This window comes from Shimia sp. SK013, assembly GCF_001292625.1.
Classification (GTDB): Bacteria; Pseudomonadota; Alphaproteobacteria; order Rhodobacterales; family Rhodobacteraceae; genus Shimia.
In genome coordinates, this window is sequence record NZ_LAJH01000016.1 from 79,244 (window position 1) to 94,204 (window position 14,961).

Annotated in this window: 17 protein-coding genes; 3 read left to right on the top strand and 14 right to left on the bottom strand. The window is 54.9% G+C overall.

Annotated features, from left to right (window positions below; all coding sequences use genetic code 11):
- Positions 1-30 precede the first annotated feature (30 nt).
- Together SHIM_RS15060 and SHIM_RS15065 are read right to left on the bottom strand one after the other, a co-directional pair.
- Positions 31-1,641: a BCCT family transporter gene (locus SHIM_RS15060; RefSeq protein ID WP_054003502.1), complete on the bottom strand. Its 1,611-nt coding sequence runs from the start codon at positions 1,639-1,641 to the stop codon at positions 31-33.
- A 138-nt stretch (positions 1,642-1,779) separates the two neighbouring features.
- A complete protein-coding gene (locus tag SHIM_RS15065; protein WP_054003503.1) occupies positions 1,780-2,400 on the bottom strand; it encodes a 2OG-Fe(II) oxygenase family protein in 621 nt (206 codons plus the stop codon).
- A 318-nt stretch (positions 2,401-2,718) separates the two neighbouring features.
- On the opposite strand from SHIM_RS15065, the gene SHIM_RS15070 reads away from it, so the two are divergent.
- Positions 2,719-4,818 (top strand): methyl-accepting chemotaxis protein, encoded by a 2,100-nt coding sequence (locus tag SHIM_RS15070; RefSeq protein ID WP_193749937.1) that lies wholly within the window; start codon positions 2,719-2,721, stop codon positions 4,816-4,818.
- 76 nt (positions 4,819-4,894) lie between these two features.
- On the opposite strand, the gene SHIM_RS15075 is transcribed toward SHIM_RS15070, so the two are convergent.
- From SHIM_RS15075 to SHIM_RS15130, 12 genes are all read right to left on the bottom strand, one after another.
- Positions 4,895-5,095 carry a hypothetical protein gene (locus tag SHIM_RS15075; RefSeq protein ID WP_054003505.1) on the bottom strand — a complete coding sequence of 67 codons (201 nt, stop codon included), beginning with the start codon at positions 5,093-5,095 and terminating at the stop codon, positions 4,895-4,897.
- Positions 5,096-5,284: 189 nt separating this feature from the next.
- A complete protein-coding gene (rplP, locus tag SHIM_RS15080) occupies positions 5,285-5,698 on the bottom strand; it encodes a 50S ribosomal protein L16 (protein WP_054003506.1) in 414 nt (137 codons plus the stop codon).
- Between the two features lie 13 nt (positions 5,699-5,711).
- A complete protein-coding gene (rpsC, locus tag SHIM_RS15085) occupies positions 5,712-6,419 on the bottom strand; it encodes a 30S ribosomal protein S3 (RefSeq protein WP_054003507.1) in 708 nt (235 codons plus the stop codon).
- The gene (rplV, locus tag SHIM_RS15090) at positions 6,419-6,799 is read right to left on the bottom strand and encodes a 50S ribosomal protein L22 (protein WP_054003508.1); all 381 of its coding nucleotides are present in this window, start codon (positions 6,797-6,799) and stop codon (positions 6,419-6,421) included. Before rplV ends, rpsC begins: the two co-directional genes overlap by 1 nt.
- A 3-nt stretch (positions 6,800-6,802) precedes the next feature.
- A complete protein-coding gene (gene rpsS / locus SHIM_RS15095; protein ID WP_054003509.1) occupies positions 6,803-7,081 on the bottom strand; it encodes a 30S ribosomal protein S19 in 279 nt (92 codons plus the stop codon).
- Between the two features lie 3 nt (positions 7,082-7,084).
- Complete coding sequence (gene rplB / locus SHIM_RS15100; protein ID WP_054003510.1) at positions 7,085-7,927, bottom strand: 50S ribosomal protein L2; 843 nt, start codon at positions 7,925-7,927, stop codon at positions 7,085-7,087.
- 283 nt (positions 7,928-8,210) lie between these two features.
- Entirely contained in the window at positions 8,211-9,779 is a 1,569-nt protein-coding gene (locus tag SHIM_RS15105; RefSeq protein ID WP_054003511.1) for an alpha/beta hydrolase, read from the bottom strand.
- Positions 9,780-9,942: 163 nt separating this feature from the next.
- Entirely contained in the window at positions 9,943-10,239 is a 297-nt protein-coding gene (locus SHIM_RS15110) for a 50S ribosomal protein L23 (RefSeq protein WP_054003512.1), read from the bottom strand.
- The gene (gene rplD, locus SHIM_RS15115; RefSeq protein WP_054003513.1) at positions 10,236-10,853 is read right to left on the bottom strand and encodes a 50S ribosomal protein L4; all 618 of its coding nucleotides are present in this window, start codon (positions 10,851-10,853) and stop codon (positions 10,236-10,238) included. The genes SHIM_RS15110 and rplD overlap by 4 nt, the downstream gene beginning before the upstream one ends.
- Positions 10,850-11,575 (bottom strand): 50S ribosomal protein L3, encoded by a 726-nt coding sequence (gene rplC / locus SHIM_RS15120; RefSeq protein ID WP_054003524.1) that lies wholly within the window; start codon positions 11,573-11,575, stop codon positions 10,850-10,852. Before rplC ends, rplD begins: the two co-directional genes overlap by 4 nt.
- 12 nt (positions 11,576-11,587) lie before the next feature.
- Positions 11,588-11,896, bottom strand: coding sequence for a 30S ribosomal protein S10 (rpsJ, locus tag SHIM_RS15125; protein ID WP_054003514.1), 309 nt, complete (start codon positions 11,894-11,896; stop codon positions 11,588-11,590).
- Positions 11,897-12,075: 179 nt separating this feature from the next.
- Complete coding sequence (locus SHIM_RS15130) at positions 12,076-12,627, bottom strand: hypothetical protein (protein ID WP_206541367.1); 552 nt, start codon at positions 12,625-12,627, stop codon at positions 12,076-12,078.
- Between the two features lie 395 nt (positions 12,628-13,022).
- Between SHIM_RS15130 and SHIM_RS15135 the strand changes: the two genes are divergently transcribed.
- Together SHIM_RS15135 and SHIM_RS15140 are read left to right on the top strand one after the other, a co-directional pair.
- Positions 13,023-13,970, top strand: coding sequence for a hypothetical protein (locus SHIM_RS15135; protein WP_054003516.1), 948 nt, complete (start codon positions 13,023-13,025; stop codon positions 13,968-13,970).
- Positions 13,861-14,832, top strand: a complete 972-nt coding sequence (locus tag SHIM_RS15140; protein WP_054003517.1) for an NAD-dependent epimerase/dehydratase family protein — start codon at positions 13,861-13,863, stop codon at positions 14,830-14,832. The genes SHIM_RS15135 and SHIM_RS15140 overlap by 110 nt, the downstream gene beginning before the upstream one ends.
- The last annotated feature ends 129 nt before the right edge of the window (positions 14,833-14,961 follow it).

Genomic DNA, 14,961 nt, shown 5'->3' on the forward strand with positions numbered 1-14,961 from the left:
TCAAAGCTGATCCCCACAGAGATCTCGAACTCACTTCTTCGCCAGATTGCGCTTGCGTTCACGCAACAGACCGATGGTCACAGAGACGCACATCAGCAAGAGCACAATGGCAAAAGGGAAGCCGGTGGCAATCGACGCTGCTTGAAGCGCGCCCAATCCGCCGCCTAGCAACAGCGCAATCGCGATCGCCCCTTCAAGGATACACCAGAACACCCGCTGCGAGGTTGGCGCATCGGTTTTCCCGCCGGCCGTGATCGTGTCGATCACCAACGAGCCGGAGTCCGACGACGTCACAAAGAAGACAATCACAAGGACAATGCCCACAAAGGACAGCACGCTGGTCATGGGCAAACCCTCAAACATCACGAACATCTTCAGTTCCGTGCTCGCGCCAGCCAATGCCTCAGCACCGTCTACGGTCTGCTCCAATGCGGCACCCCCGAATGTCGCCATCCAAATCGCGCCCACCAAAGTCGGAATGATCAAAACGCAAAAGATGAACTCGCGAATTGTACGACCTCTGGAGATCCGCGCGATAAACATGCCCACAAAAGGCGACCAGGAAATCCACCACGCCCAATAGAATGTGGTCCAACCCTGCATAAAGTTGGTGTCCTCGCGCCCGACCCAGTTGCTCAGGGTCGGCAAATTCACGACATAGTCCGCCATACCACTAAAGAAGCCCGATACAATCGCAAGCGTCGGCCCGAGAACCAGCACCAGAACCAGCAAAACAGCCGCCAGTATCATGTTGGCCTCCGAAAGTCGTTTGACGCCCTTGTCCAGACCGGCCACCACCGACACCAGCGCAAAAACCGTGATCAGCACCACAAGCAGCACACTCATGCCGTCGGTGACCGGCACATCAAACAGATAGTTCAATCCGGCAAGCGCCTGTGTCGCGCCCAACCCAAGCGAGGTCGCAAGACCAAAAATCGTGGCAAACACCGCCAGAATGTCGACAACATGCCCCATCCAGCCCCAGGTTCTTTCGCCCAGAATCGGCCAGAACACAGACCGCATGGTCAAAGGCAGTCCGCGGTTGAAGCTGAAAAACGCCAGCGCCAACGCCACGATGGCATAGACCGCCCAGGGGTGAAGCCCCCAATGGAAAATCGTGGCCGCCATCGCCAAATCGCGCGCGCCCTGCACGTCGCCTTCGGCCCCAAGCAACGGCGCCCAGTCGGTTCGCAAACCGTCTTCGCCAACGACCACGCCGCCAACCGATGATCCGTAATGAGAAATCGGCTCTGCCACGCCCCAGAACACCAATCCGATGCCCATGCCAGCGGCAAACAGCATCGAAAGCCACGCGCCATAGCTGTAGTCCGCTTTGGCATTTTCGCCGCCCAGTCGGATCTTGCCCAATGGGGAAATCATCAGCACCAGCGAGAACAGCACAAAGACGTTGGTGGCCAGCATGAACACCCAGTCAAAGTTGCTTGTCAGCGTGACCCGCAATTCACCGAAAAAGACTCCGGCTTGCTCTTTGAACACCAGCGAAAAGAAAACAAATGCGACAATCGTCAATCCGGAGACAGCAAACACCGGGTTGTGAATGTCTAACCCAAAAATTTGAACGTTGTCTTGGCCCACCTCATAATCGGTGTTGGCCTTTTGGTCGGTATTGGCATTGCTCATTGCAGCCTCCCGTTGGTTGGATATGTCACCCTATGAGAGAAACATGCTTAACCAAAAGGAAACTTGCGACCCTCGCCATTCTGTTTGCGGCTTAAGTAAGCAAAAAGTGGACCCTGCGTTGGCTTGTCCACCGGCGTGTCACTCCCACTTGTAGTTAAAGCTCACGCTGATGCGGTCGTCCTCAGCCATATTCATAGGCACTTCATGGCGAAGCCAACTTTCCCACAATAACACATCACCCACGTCCGGTTTGACATAAATGAACGGCTCCAGTTCTCGTCGGGCGCCACTGCGCCGAACCGGTGCGGCCATCATGCGACCAGACCGCGGGTCTTCGAGTTTGAGCGCGCTGGCGCCTTCCGGCATGGCCACATATGTCGTGCCGCTGATCACGGAATGTGGATGTAGATGCGAACTGTGCATCCCGCCCTCTGGCAGGATGTTGATCCACAGGTCTTCCAGAACAAGACTGCGCCCATCCAGATCAAATTGCAGATCTTCGACGAAAGCGGCGACATGCTTGTCCAGTGCGGCAACAATGTCCGCAAAAATCGGGAACCGCCAAGGCAAGTCCGTCAAAGACGCATAAGATGTGTAGCCGGGATAGCCCTTCTCCTCGCACCAGTTTTGCCCTGCTTCATCGTCTTGTGCGATGGAGTAACAAGAGGCTTCAAGCTCTGAGGCGTCGATGTCCGGACCAATCTCAGACAAACGGGCACGGTACAGGCGGGTCACAAAGAGGGATTCGATTTGGCTCATGTCTTTCTCCTACCGCAAGGCCTCAGAAGAAGCGAGTTCACTCTCCAGTGCCTCCGCTGCGCCAGCAAGGGTCCGCCACTCCCGGATCAGGATTCCGCTACGTAAAGCCCGAGACACAAAGAGAAAATCAATCTCAGGCCCCCGACCTTCATACCATGGCCAAACCCTTGCAACAAAGGCGCCTACGAACTTTTAACCATTGGCTGATAGCCATTTGGTCAATCTGAACGCATCAGGACTTGCCGAGACATGAAAATGAAAATTTCAATCCGACTTGCCATATTTGTAATCATTGGTCTCGCCTTAGGAGTCCTATTCGTGATCGCCAGCACAGCCATGACCGCCTTTAACCAGCGCGACATTGCTCAGCACCGCATTCTTGCGATCGACAATATCAATTTGGAAACAGAAGGACTTCAAATCAAATTCCTCATGGCGAGGCGTCACGAGAAGGACTTCCTTCTGCGCAAGACCACCAAATACATCGATCAGCATGCCGCCACGATGAACGCGATGACCGCCGACTTCGAAACGCTGTCTATCCATCTGGACGAATTGCCTGAAATGGCGGAGGCCACAGCGGCCCTGCCAGAGTTACAGGAGCACATCCTTCAATACGAAGAGAGCTTTGCCGCCCTGGTTGCTTCAAACCAACGCCTTGGTCTGACCGGAACCGAAGGTCTTCACGGCGCACTCAACGCAGCTGTTAGTGCCGTAGAGGGGGAGCTCAAATTCATCGAAGTCCCGGTTTTGCACGCCAAAATCCTAACCGCTCGCCAATCCGAAAAGGATTTCATGCTGACCAGTGACACAGCTTACGTTGATGCGGTTCTCCAGCGCCTCAAGGAATTTCGCGCTCTACCGGTCTTCTTGTACAACTCTGCAGAGCAAAAGACGAAAATTGACCAGGCGCTTGACGAATATGAAACCGCATTCGTCGCCTTTGCAGATGAAACTACCGTTGAAGTGGCCGCTCGCAAAAACGTGTCGGCAGCCTTTGCCGCATCCCAGCCAGCCATGCAAAAAATTGTGGAAACTGCCGGTTCCGTGCGCACACTTCTTGAGGCAGAAGACGCCGCCGTTGCACAATCCGCTCGCAACACAACTGTCCTCGTCGGCTCCATCGGCGGATTGTTTTATGTGCTCTGCTCGCTTCTTATGGCGCGCGCCATCTCCCGCCCGCTGCGCGCTCTGGACAATTTCCTGAAGAAGATGAATGCAGGTGATTTCTCTGTCGATGTGCCAAAAGCGGCTATTCGGGAAATTTCCGCGATCGTTGATGTTGCGTCGCAAAACCGCGAAGAAGAAGTCCAAAAACAGGCCCTCATGCACGACGTTTCTGCCGTGATAGAAGCCTGCGCAGATGGGGACTTCTCCATGCGCATTGACGTCACACATGAAGAAAACGGCTTCACCGAACTGGCTCACGGCGTGAATCTTATTGGCGAAGTCGCAGAAAAAGGGCTCGGCGACATCAAATCCGCGCTCAGCATTCTTGCCACAGGCGACCTCACCCACCAGATGCCCGCAGGACAGAAAGGTGTCTTCAAGGAGATCTCTTCGGCCATTGACCACCTCAACAGCAGCCTTGATGATATGGTGCGTCAGCTGACCAACTCCAGCAGCGTCCTGAACCGGACAGCCGGCGAAATCGCGTCTGCCGTCGACGACGCCTCCCGCCGTGGAGAAGTGGCGGCAGCCTCGCTTGAGGAAACCTCCGCTGCACTGCAAAACATCAGTGCAACCGTCAGCGACACGGCGGCAAATGCCCAATCTGCCCGCGAACACGTCGATTTGGCGCAAGACAAAGCCAACGACAGCCGCCGCATCGCCGAAGAGAGCCTGACCGCCATGCAGCGCATCAAGGACAGCTCCGACGCCATCTCCCAGATTACCGACATGATCGAAGACGTGGCTTTTCAAACCAATTTGCTGGCCCTCAACGCCGGTGTCGAGGCCGCGCGAGCTGGCGATGCAGGGCGTGGCTTTGCCGTCGTCGCCTCCGAGGTCCGCGCGCTGGCGCAACGCTCTTCCGGCGCCGCGCATGATATCAGCGAACTGATCGCAAGCTCGACCTCAGAAGTCACCAACGGCGTCGCATTGATGGATCAAACCGGCAATGCACTGGAAGACATCGTCGGTGCTGTCGAAAAGGTTGTGGGCAAGGTCAAAGACATCGCGGAGAACACTGTTGAGCAATCAGCCAGCCTCACCGAGGTCAACGGTTCTGTCGAGTCGCTGGACCGCGACGGCCAAAACAGCGCGGCAATGCTCGAAGAAACCTCGGCCGCCGGACAGGTGTTGCGCACCGAGGCCCAAAACCTGGTTGAGGCCATGTCCCGCTTCCGTTTGCGCGAAAAAGCCAGCCCAAAAACGCCGATCCAGTCGGCCAAGCGGTCAACCATCCGCGCCGCCTGATACCGACGTCATGACAACACAAAAGCCCCACACAGCAATGTGTCGGGGCTTTTTGTTTTTCGATTAGCCTTGGCCGTCAGGCTCGGCGCTTTTGATCTACCAGCCGGTCAGCCTCTATGCGGGCACGCCCTTCGCTAACCATATCCGTTAGAGCTTTCAGCCATTCACCCGCCAGATCCTCATGGCCTTTGCGCAATGCACGCAACGCCATCTCTCTTTGCGGGCAATCAGGGAAGTCCTGAAGGATGTCGGAAACTTTCAAACCGTCTGGTGTCATGAGCAATCAGCCTTTTGAATTAACAAAGGTTAACACAAAGAGTGTTTTCCTCAAAAGGCGAAATTGCCGACGCGCCCGCCGATGACCCATCTATTTAGCGGGCTTTTTACATAGGTTTGAAACAAAAAGCCCCCGCCGATTTCTCGACGGGGGCTTTTAGGTTTTCAAACGGGTTACTCCGTCAAAGACTTACCAGTCTTCGCGAACCACGACGCGGGTTTTCACCGGCAGCTTCATGGCAGCAAGACGCAGGGCCTCACGTGCGACATCGTCGGACACACCGTCGATTTCGAACAGTACACGGCCAGGCTTCACCTTGCAGACCCAACGGTCCACGGAACCCTTACCTTTACCCATACGAACTTCGATCGGCTTGGCGGTCACAGGCACGTCTGGGAAGATACGGATCCATACCCGACCCTGACGTTTCATGTGACGGGTCATAGCACGACGCGCCGCTTCGATTTGACGAGCAGTCACACGCTCAGGTGTGGTTGCTTTCAGACCATAAGAACCGAAGTTCAGATCCGAACCGCCTTTAGCAAGACCTTTGATACGGCCTTTGTGCTGTTTGCGGAATTTTGTACGCTTTGGTTGCAGCATTGATCAGTCTCCCTTAGCGACGACCGCCTGCACCGCGAGGTGCTGGGCCATCCTGGACTTCTTGCGAACGACGGTCACGCGCTTGTGGATCGTGTTCCATGATCTCGCCTTTGAAGATCCAGGTTTTGATACCAATGATCCCATAAGCGGTCGTGGCTTCCACGTGTGCGTAGTCGATGTCGGCACGCAGTGTGTGCAGCGGAACGCGACCTTCACGATACCATTCGGTACGTGCGATCTCGGCTCCACCCAGACGGCCAGCGACGTTCACCCGGATACCCAGGGCGCCCATGCGCATAGCGTTCTGAACGGCGCGCTTCATCGCGCGACGGAAAGACACACGGCGCTCCAGCTGCTGAGCGATGGACTCGCCAACCAGCGTTGCGTCGAGCTCAGGCTTGCGCACTTCAACGATGTTGAGGTGCAGCTCGCTGTCAGTCATCGAAGCGATCTTCTTACGAAGTGTTTCGATGTCTGCGCCTTTCTTACCGATGATCACGCCCGGACGTGCAGTGTGAACAGTCACACGGCATTTCTTGTGTGGGCGCTCGATGATCACGCGTGCGATACCGGCTTGCTTACACTCGGTCTTGATGAACTCACGAATTTTGAGATCTTCAAGAAGCAGGTCACCATAGTCTTTGGTGTCTGCATACCAGCGGCTGTCCCAGGTGCGGTTCACCTGAAGGCGCATGCCAATCGGATTGACTTTATTACCCATTAGGCTTGCTCCTCAACTTGACGCACCTTGATCGTGAGCTCCGAGAACGGCTTCAGGATCTTGCCGAAGCGACCCCGTGCCCGCGGACGACCGCGTTTCAGAGTCAGGTTTTTACCCACATAGGCTTCGGCAACGATCAGCTCGTCGACGTCCAGGTTGTGGTTGTTCTCAGCGTTGGCAATTGCGGACTGAAGACATTTCTTCACATCTGCTGCGATCCGCTTGTTGGAGAAAGTCAGGTCGGTCAACGCCTTCTCGACTTTCTTGCCGCGGATCATGCCGGCCACGAGGTTCAGTTTCTGCGGGCTGGTGCGAAGCATGCGGACTTTCGCCATTGCTTCGTTTTCAGCCACGCGGCGGGGGTTCTTTGCCTTGCCCATGACTTACTTCCGTTTCGCTTTTTTGTCGGCAGCATGCCCGTAGTAGTTACGGGTCGGCGAATATTCACCGAATTTCTGACCGATCATGTCTTCGGATACCAGCACCGGAACGTGTTTCTGACCGTTGTAAACGCCAAAAGTCAGGCCCACGAACTGGGGCAGGATGGTGGAGCGACGCGACCAGATCTTGATCACTTCGTTGCGGCCACTTTCACGTGTCGCTTCGGCCTTCTTCAGGACGTAAGCGTCAACAAAGGGGCCTTTCCATACAGAGCGAGACATAGATTAACGTCCCTTCTTCTTGGCGTGACGCGAGCGGATAATAAGCTTCTGCGACGCTTTGTTTTTATTGCGAGTGCGTGCACCTTTGGTCGGCTTACCCCAAGGAGTAACCGGGTGACGACCACCAGACGTACGACCTTCACCACCACCGTGTGGGTGATCGATCGGGTTCATAACAACACCACGAACCGACGGACGTTTGCCTTTGTGGCGCATACGACCGGCTTTACCGTAGTTCTGGTTGCTGTTGTCGGGGTTCGACACGGCACCAACGGTGGCCATGCATTCCTGACGCACGAGGCGCAGTTCACCAGACGACAAGCGGATCTGAGCGTACCCACCGTCACGACCCACAAACTGAGCGTAAGTACCAGCAGCACGGGCGATCTGGCCGCCTTTGCCTGGCTTCAGCTCGATGTTGTGAATGATCGTACCGATTGGCATGCCCGAGAACGGCATTGCGTTGCCCGGCTTGATGTCGGCTTTGGCTGAAGCGACAACTTTGTCACCAATGGCCAAACGCTGAGGCGCAAGGATGTATGCCTGCTCACCGTCATCATATTTGATCAGTGCGATGAAGGCGGTCCGGTTCGGGTCATATTCGATCCGTTCGACGGTTGCCGCGACATCTACTTTGTTACGTTTGAAATCAACGATACGGTAAAGGCGTTTCGCCCCACCACCGCGGCGACGCGATGTGATCCGTCCGGTGTTGTTCCGGCCACCCGATTTCGTCAGACCCTCAGTGAGGGCTTTGACGGGGCGTCCTTTCCAGAGCTCCGAACGGTCGATCAGCACCAATCCACGTTGGCCCGGCGTCGTCGGCTTATACGACTTAAGTGCCATGCTTTCTGTCTTCCGTTTAGCGTGCAGAGCCTAAGGTTTGTGTCCCAAGGCCCGCTATGTGTAAGGCCCCCGCTCGCTGGTTTCTCAATGAAAACCGACTACTAAGGTGCCAAGTGTTTAGGCCCCCGTAGGTGCCCGGTTCAAAATGTGAATAGCCCCAGAACGAATCTGAGGCCACACGACTTGCGCGATATAGCTTGGTTGGTGGGTGGTGGCAAGTGGAAGGGCTGTTTTTGTTGGCGCATAGTCCAGCCAAGCCGTAAGCCGCGCACCTGGGAAGTTCTCAGTCGGCGATTTTCCATATGCGCGTTCCCCCGATCACGTGCTCACCCAAGGAAAAGCGAATTTCAGGCGGATCATTACTGCTTAGCAACGCGTGAATGTCGGCTAAAACTGCACGGCTTTGCGCAATGTAGCCATGCGCTAGCGGACCCAAATCAGTGTCATTGACTAACACAGTATCAAGACCCGGCATTGTAAATGCTGGAGGCACAAGACCGACGCGGTCGAAACCATGGAGTAAGCCAGATAACCTGAGCGCTATATCCTTATCGCCGACGTAAGACGTAGCTCGATCAGCACTGGACACAGCGAATGTGCCCTGTCTAGGCATAATCCCAACGTCAACGTCTGCAGCGGCAAGAATCACTTGATGAATAGATTTTGCCGCTTTCGGGTTTCTACTCTCCAAGTTTTCGATTGCCCCCAACAGACACCGACACCCCATGCTATGCGCAACTAGGTTCACGCCGTTTTCGGGAAACGCATCCACAAACCCCTCTATGAATTCTGATAACGCATACTTGTTTCTCTCCGCAGCAGCCTCATCTGAAGCATACCCCCGCTTTTTGCCCATTGAGGGCCAGCTAAACAAACCTATTCCCTGAGCTACACCAAGGTCGTGCCCAAATTGAGCCGCGCGAAGGACGGCCGCTTCGAATGAGGTGTTAAAACCATGCACAAAAATAGTCGGGCGCTGGTTCCTTCCTCCTGCGCGGCTCACTTCCGACAAAGTCAAAAAAAACAAATCGGAATTGAGTGCCATAAGATCTTCTAATCTCAGGCTGGTACTTTTCTTGTTGAGTAACGACCTCCACAGCCGGCGCCCAATTCCACCCAACCTGTGACCTTCAGGAACAATCACTTTAGCAATTCCGTAGCGTGTACTGCTCCCTTGCTCCGTTCCGAAGTCGTCTATCTTACCCTGCCGGAAAATTGGATTCCGAGTTGTTCCAAAAAAGACCTCATAGGCGTTCTTTTTGGTGCGCTCATCCTTTTCATCGGCGACTACAGCTTCATCGGCAACCGCAGCAGTCCTTGAATATCTCGTGGAGGGTTCAAGATACATCGCCTTACGATACAACGCCCGAGAGCTGTATTCTCGAACTGCCTGCGGCCCAATCTGATTGCGTTGAGTAGAGGTCAACTGAATACCAATGACGGTTATTTGGTCACAATCCGCGCCAGCAAAAGAAGTCTCTGTTAGATTGGATAACTCGAATTCTACGGACGTCAAATAAGAGCCCTCAAAACTAACACCACTTAGATCGGCACCAACGAATTTCGCCTGCTCGAAATTTGAGCGAGTGAGATCCGCTTCTGAAAGCTGCGCATGATCAAATTTTGCCCTAGAAAAATTCAGCCGGGAAAGGTCCGCGCCACGTAAGTTTGCTCCTGATAGATCAATCTTTTCGAAGTACCTCGACGTTTTCGGTTCATCTCGGAAGTCCGGAGGAAGAACTTCAAAAAAATTCAGGCCTGCCAAGTCAGGTTCAAATGAAACACGCTTGCGACGCTTGTTCCAATTGGCCACACCTTCCTTCAACCAATCTACATGCCAAGAATTTGCCATTCGTCAGGTCACCATCCAGATTTTTCCATACAATAGAATAAACTAAAATGAATGAGCACAAAAAAAGTCAACACATAGTTGTATTTACCAAAAGAATTTCACGGCAAAAAGCCCCCCACCATCACTGGCAGGGGGCTTTTCAATTTCTCAAAGAAAGCAGTCTTTACAGACCGGTGGACACGTCGATTGTGTTGCCTTCTTCCAAGGTCACGTAAGCCTTTTTAACGTCTTTACGCTTGCCAAGCTGGCCGCGGAAACGTTTGACTTTACCCTTGGTGATTGTGGTGTTGACCGCTTTGACCTTTACACCAAAGAGCGCTTCAACAGCTTCTTTGATCATCGGTTTGTTGCTGTCGATCGCCACTTCAAAAACCACGGCACCGTTCTCGGACGCCATTGTGGATTTCTCGGTGATGATCGGCTTGCGGATCACGTCGTAATGTTCTGCCTTCGCACTCATTTCAAACGAGCCTCCAGAGCTTCGATACCCGCTTTGGTGATCACCAGAGTGTCACGCTTGAGGATATCATAAACGTTAGCACCCATCGTTGGCAGGATATCCAAACCTTCGATGTTACGCGATGCATTCAGGAACGCCTCGTTAACGGATGCGCCATCGATGACCAGAGCGCGTTTCCAGCCCAGGTTTGCAACCTGTTTGGCCAGAGCGGCAGTCTTGCCTTCTGTTGCAGCGTCCTCAATGACAACCAGTTCACCAGCTTTGGCTTTAGCAGACAGAGCGTGCTTCAGGCCAAGTTTGCGGAACTTCTTTGTCAGGTCGTGGCCGTGCGAACGCACAACTGGACCTTTGTAGACGCCACCCCCGCGGAAGATCGGTGCCGAGCGAGCGCCGTGGCGTGCGCCACCGGTGCCTTTTTGGCGATAGATCTTCTTGGTGGAGTAGGACACTTCCGAACGGGTTTTCACTTTGTGAGTACCCGCCTGAGCGTTGTTGCGCTGCCAGCGAACCACACGGTGCAGGATGTCCGCGCGGGGCTCCTGACCGAACAGGTCTTCAGACAGTTCAACTGAACCGGCTTTGGAGCCGTCAAGTTTGATCACGTCAAGTTTCATGCTTCACCACCTTCCGCGGCAACTTCTTCCGCAGGTGCTTCAGTTGCAGCTGACTTCAGACCAGCCGGGAAAGGCAGACCTTCAGGAGCTTTTTTCTTCACAGCGTCTTTGACAGAAACCCAACCGGATTTCGGGCCAGGGACGGCGCCTTTGATGAACAGCAGACCACGGTCGGCGTCAGTTTTGACGACTTCCAGGTTCTGCGTGGTCACGCGGACTGCGCCCATGTGACCGGCCATCTTCTTGCCTTTGAAAACCTTACCGGGATCCTGACACTGACCAGTCGAGCCGTGCGAACGGTGGCTGATCGAGACACCGTGTGTCGCGCGCAAACCGCTGAAGTTGTGGCGTTTCATAGCACCGGCAAAACCTTTACCGATCGATGTGCCCGCAACGTCCACTTTCTGGCCTTCAAGGAAGTGCTCTGCGGAGATTTCCGCACCCACTTCGATCAGACCTTCTTCGGACACGCGGAACTCGGCCAGCTTGCGCTTAGGTTCCACTTTCGCTGCTGCGAAGTGGCCACGCATGGCTTGGGAGGTGCGTTTGGCCTTGGCTGCACCAGCACCGAGCTGAACAGCAGTGTAGCCATCCTTCTCAATTGTACGCTGTGCAACAACCTGAAGGCCGTCGAGTTGGAGAACGGTGACAGGAATCTGTTTACCGTCTTCCATGAACAAGCGGGTCATGCCCACTTTTTTCGCGATAATACCGGAGCGCATCATATACTCTCCTTAAACCGAGATCTGGACGTCCACGCCGGCCGCGAGGTCGAGCTTCATCAGCGCGTCCACGGTCTGCGGGGTCGGATCTACGATGTCGAGCAGACGCTTGTGCGTACGGATCTCGAACTGATCGCGGGATTTTTTGTCAACGTGGGGACCACGCAGAACGGTGAACTTCTCGATTTTGTTCGGAAGCGGGATCGGGCCGCGAACCGTTGCGCCAGTGCGCTTTGCGGTTGCTACGATTTCCTGTGTGCTGGCATCCAGGACACGGTAATCAAAAGCCTTCAGCCGAATGCGAATGTTTTGACTTTGCATTACGTCAGCCTTTTATAGGCGTGGGAGTTGAGAGGAGGACCTGCGACCACCGCAAACCCTCATCGAACCCAAAAGGCGGGAATCACCCCGCCTTGAGATTCTCAATGAGAACCCGCGCGATATATCGGGGGTTCGGTCAGGTGGCAAGGGATTAATCGCGGCGGGATAGAAACCGGTACTTACCGCAACTGCGCTGACTGTATCCTCGACAGCCACATCCAGAGCTTTCGCACACCCACCCACAAAAAGGTAACCGCAAAGCTCAAGAACATGAATACAAACCACCACCCCAGCGAAAGCTTTTCCTGCCACCAGGCCAGCCTGCCCTCCAGAAACGGCGCGACCAAATGAAACTGTTCGGCAACGCGGTGGCCATCCGCCTCAAGCACACGGATCAAATCCGCGTTGCTTAACCAGGGTGTTGCCGGGTCGAATTCGCCGCGAACCGTCACCGCACCCTCCACAGCGTCCAATCCGCTCACCCACGCCTGCATTGCAGCGCCATCATAAGCCACGTCAATCGCGATGAGCTGAACGTCCCCATCGGCCGTTTCGGAGAATGGCACAAATGCATAATGCATGACCTTTTCGCCTTTGACCTGATAGACCACGCCACCTCTTAAAGGCACGCCCCGTACGGCCACTTCAGACCTGCGTTCCACTTGCGTTGAGGCACCAAACCGCTTCAACGCGACAGCGGGCGATGGCCCGTTGACTTCTGCCATTGCCATGGCCACCCGCATCGCGCGTTGCGCCCCCCACTCTTGAAAGCCTTGGTTTGCAAAATGATATCTGAGCACAAAAAAGGCCTACCAAGGCACCCAGCGCATTAAGGGCAGCAGAAAAAACGCCCACAAAGGTAGGGCAAGCACGACGGCAAATCTAGCCACTTTGACCAATAGGAGCCGCGCTCCAGACAGTCCTAAATGGTCAAACCTACGATTTTTCGGAATGTCGCTTCGCCGTGTCACTACGCTCTCGTTGCCCCAAAACTCAGGGCAAGGCGGACGAAGCGGCAAGGAATGGGGCGAATAATCAATTTCAAGTGCAAAACCTAGTGCGTGCAAGGATGTCGGCGACACGTTAAAGTCTGCAAAAATCTCCGGCAACCATTTGAAGACAAACAATGCCCCCCAAACTCAATTCCGTTCTCCGCGAATTCTCCGTCCTCGAAGACGCTCCAGCCGGCGCCGATCACCTCGTTTTCGAAAGCCAAACCTTTCACCCTGATCTCGGGATCACACGCTTTGGCCGCCACATCCCCAAAATGTCGGAAGCTTGGCTGAACAACACAATCCTAATGAACGGCGACACCGTCGTCGGCACAGGCGAAGATCCCCGTCCTTTCATTTGGCGCGACAGCCCGTGCATCACGGCACAGTCCTTCTTTCCGGGCTTTGGCTTTATCAACAAGATCTATGTCGCCCGCGAAGATCGCTGGATTCAACTGATCCCACCACACTCCATTCGCAAGGGCAAAAACTGGATGCCCTTCGTGCGTGACGACACACTCTATTTCATCCACGGGTTTGATCCGTTCATTGTGTTGCGCGGGCGTTTGGAGCATGAGAATGACAACTTCATGCTTCTGGACATCGTCGAAAACTTCAAAACCCGCACGCCCAAGACAATCGACAAGTTTTCTATTTTCCGCGGCGGAGCCAATGCGCTCTGGACGGGCGACCGCGTGATCGGTATCGGCCACAGCAATAATGCACCGGAAAACAGCCGCATCTCCATCGAGCACCGGCCTTTTGTCTTCACTTACGAACCGGGCAAGGCACTCTCTATCGACGCATTCCCCTTCGATTTCCCCGACACTTATAAGATCGTGGACCCGACAGCGCTCTATGTGCAGGATGGTACGATCTACCTCACGACATGCGAAACGGAACGCATGTGGTTTGATACGCCGCAACGCGGGCGGCATTGCCTTTATGAACTTGGACGAGAAAGCGACTTACATGAAAACAGCCTTGGTTTTGGGGGCCGGCGGCTTCATCGGTGGACACTTGGTGAAACGTCTGCAATCGGACGGCTATTGGGTGCGCGGGGTCGACCTGAAACCGCATGATTTCGCAGGCTGTCCGGCTGATGACTTTTTCCTCGGTGATCTCAAAGACCTCACAGTCATGCGACGCGCCATGGACCGCCAATTTGACGCGGTCTACCAACTCGCCGCCGACATGGGCGGCGCAGGGTATCTGTTCACCGGCGAGAACGACGCCGAGGTGATGCGCAACTCAGCACAAGTGAACCTCAACGTCGCGGAAACCGCACGCCAAACTGACAATCGCAACATCTTCTACTCCTCTTCGGCCTGCATCTATCCCAAAGAAAATCAGACCGACCCGCAGAACCCGAACTGCGCCGAAGCCTCCGCTTATCCCGCCGATCCAGACAGTGAATACGGTTGGGAGAAACTCTTCTCGGAACGGCTTTATGAAAGCTACAATCGGAATCATGGTCTGAATGTGAAAACCGCCCGCTTCCACAATGTCTTTGGTCCCTTAGGCACGTATCAGGGTGGGCGTGAGAAGGCACCGGCTGCGATCTGCCGCAAGGTGGCGCAAGCCGCGGACGGTGGCACCGTCGAAGTCTGGGGCGCTGGTGATCAAACCCGCTCTTTCCTCTATGTCGACGAAGCGGTCGAGGCTGTTATGCGCCTGATGCGTTCCGACTTTGCAGGACCTGTGAACATCGGATCGGACGAAATGGTGTCGATCAACGACCTTGCGCGTATGGCCATCGACATCTCTGGTAAAAACCTTGCCATCGACAACATCCCCGGCCCCGAGGGCGTGCGTGGGCGGAATTCCGATAACGCCATGATCCGGGCTAAACTTGGCTGGGCGCCGACCCAACCGCTTCGGCTCGGGATGGAGCAGACCTACAACTGGGTTGCGCAACAGGTCGAAACCACCGCTGTAGGATAACTCCCCCACGGCAAGCAAAAAGGGCGCCCCGAAGGACGCCCTATTCTAGTCTGCAATCAGCGTGAGCTAATTATTCAACAATTTTGGACACAACGCCGGAACCAACAGTGCGGCCGCCTTCGCGGATCG

Coding starts and splice junctions, on each gene's coding strand:
- rplB (WP_054003510.1), bottom strand. CDS start 7,927: ATGGCACTTAAGTCGTATAAGCCGACGACGCCGGGCCAACGTGGATTG.
- SHIM_RS15075 (WP_054003505.1), bottom strand. CDS start 5,095: ATGACACCAGACGGTTTGAAAGTTTCCGACATCCTTCAGGACTTCCCT.
- SHIM_RS15135 (WP_054003516.1), top strand. CDS start 13,023: ATGCCCCCCAAACTCAATTCCGTTCTCCGCGAATTCTCCGTCCTCGAA.
- SHIM_RS15140 (WP_054003517.1), top strand. CDS start 13,861: ATGAAAACAGCCTTGGTTTTGGGGGCCGGCGGCTTCATCGGTGGACAC.
- rplD (WP_054003513.1), bottom strand. CDS start 10,853: ATGAAACTTGACGTGATCAAACTTGACGGCTCCAAAGCCGGTTCAGTT.
- rpsJ (WP_054003514.1), bottom strand. CDS start 11,896: ATGCAAAGTCAAAACATTCGCATTCGGCTGAAGGCTTTTGATTACCGT.
- rpsS (WP_054003509.1), bottom strand. CDS start 7,081: ATGTCTCGCTCTGTATGGAAAGGCCCCTTTGTTGACGCTTACGTCCTG.
- rplC (WP_054003524.1), bottom strand. CDS start 11,575: ATGCGCTCCGGTATTATCGCGAAAAAAGTGGGCATGACCCGCTTGTTC.
- SHIM_RS15130 (WP_206541367.1), bottom strand. CDS start 12,627: ATGGCAATGGCAGAAGTCAACGGGCCATCGCCCGCTGTCGCGTTGAAG.
- rplV (WP_054003508.1), bottom strand. CDS start 6,799: ATGGGCAAGGCAAAGAACCCCCGCCGCGTGGCTGAAAACGAAGCAATG.
- rplP (WP_054003506.1), bottom strand. CDS start 5,698: ATGCTGCAACCAAAGCGTACAAAATTCCGCAAACAGCACAAAGGCCGT.
- SHIM_RS15105 (WP_054003511.1), bottom strand. CDS start 9,779: ATGGCAAATTCTTGGCATGTAGATTGGTTGAAGGAAGGTGTGGCCAAT.
- SHIM_RS15060 (WP_054003502.1), bottom strand. CDS start 1,641: ATGAGCAATGCCAATACCGACCAAAAGGCCAACACCGATTATGAGGTG.
- SHIM_RS15065 (WP_054003503.1), bottom strand. CDS start 2,400: ATGAGCCAAATCGAATCCCTCTTTGTGACCCGCCTGTACCGTGCCCGT.
- rpsC (WP_054003507.1), bottom strand. CDS start 6,419: ATGGGTAATAAAGTCAATCCGATTGGCATGCGCCTTCAGGTGAACCGC.
- SHIM_RS15110 (WP_054003512.1), bottom strand. CDS start 10,239: ATGAGTGCGAAGGCAGAACATTACGACGTGATCCGCAAGCCGATCATC.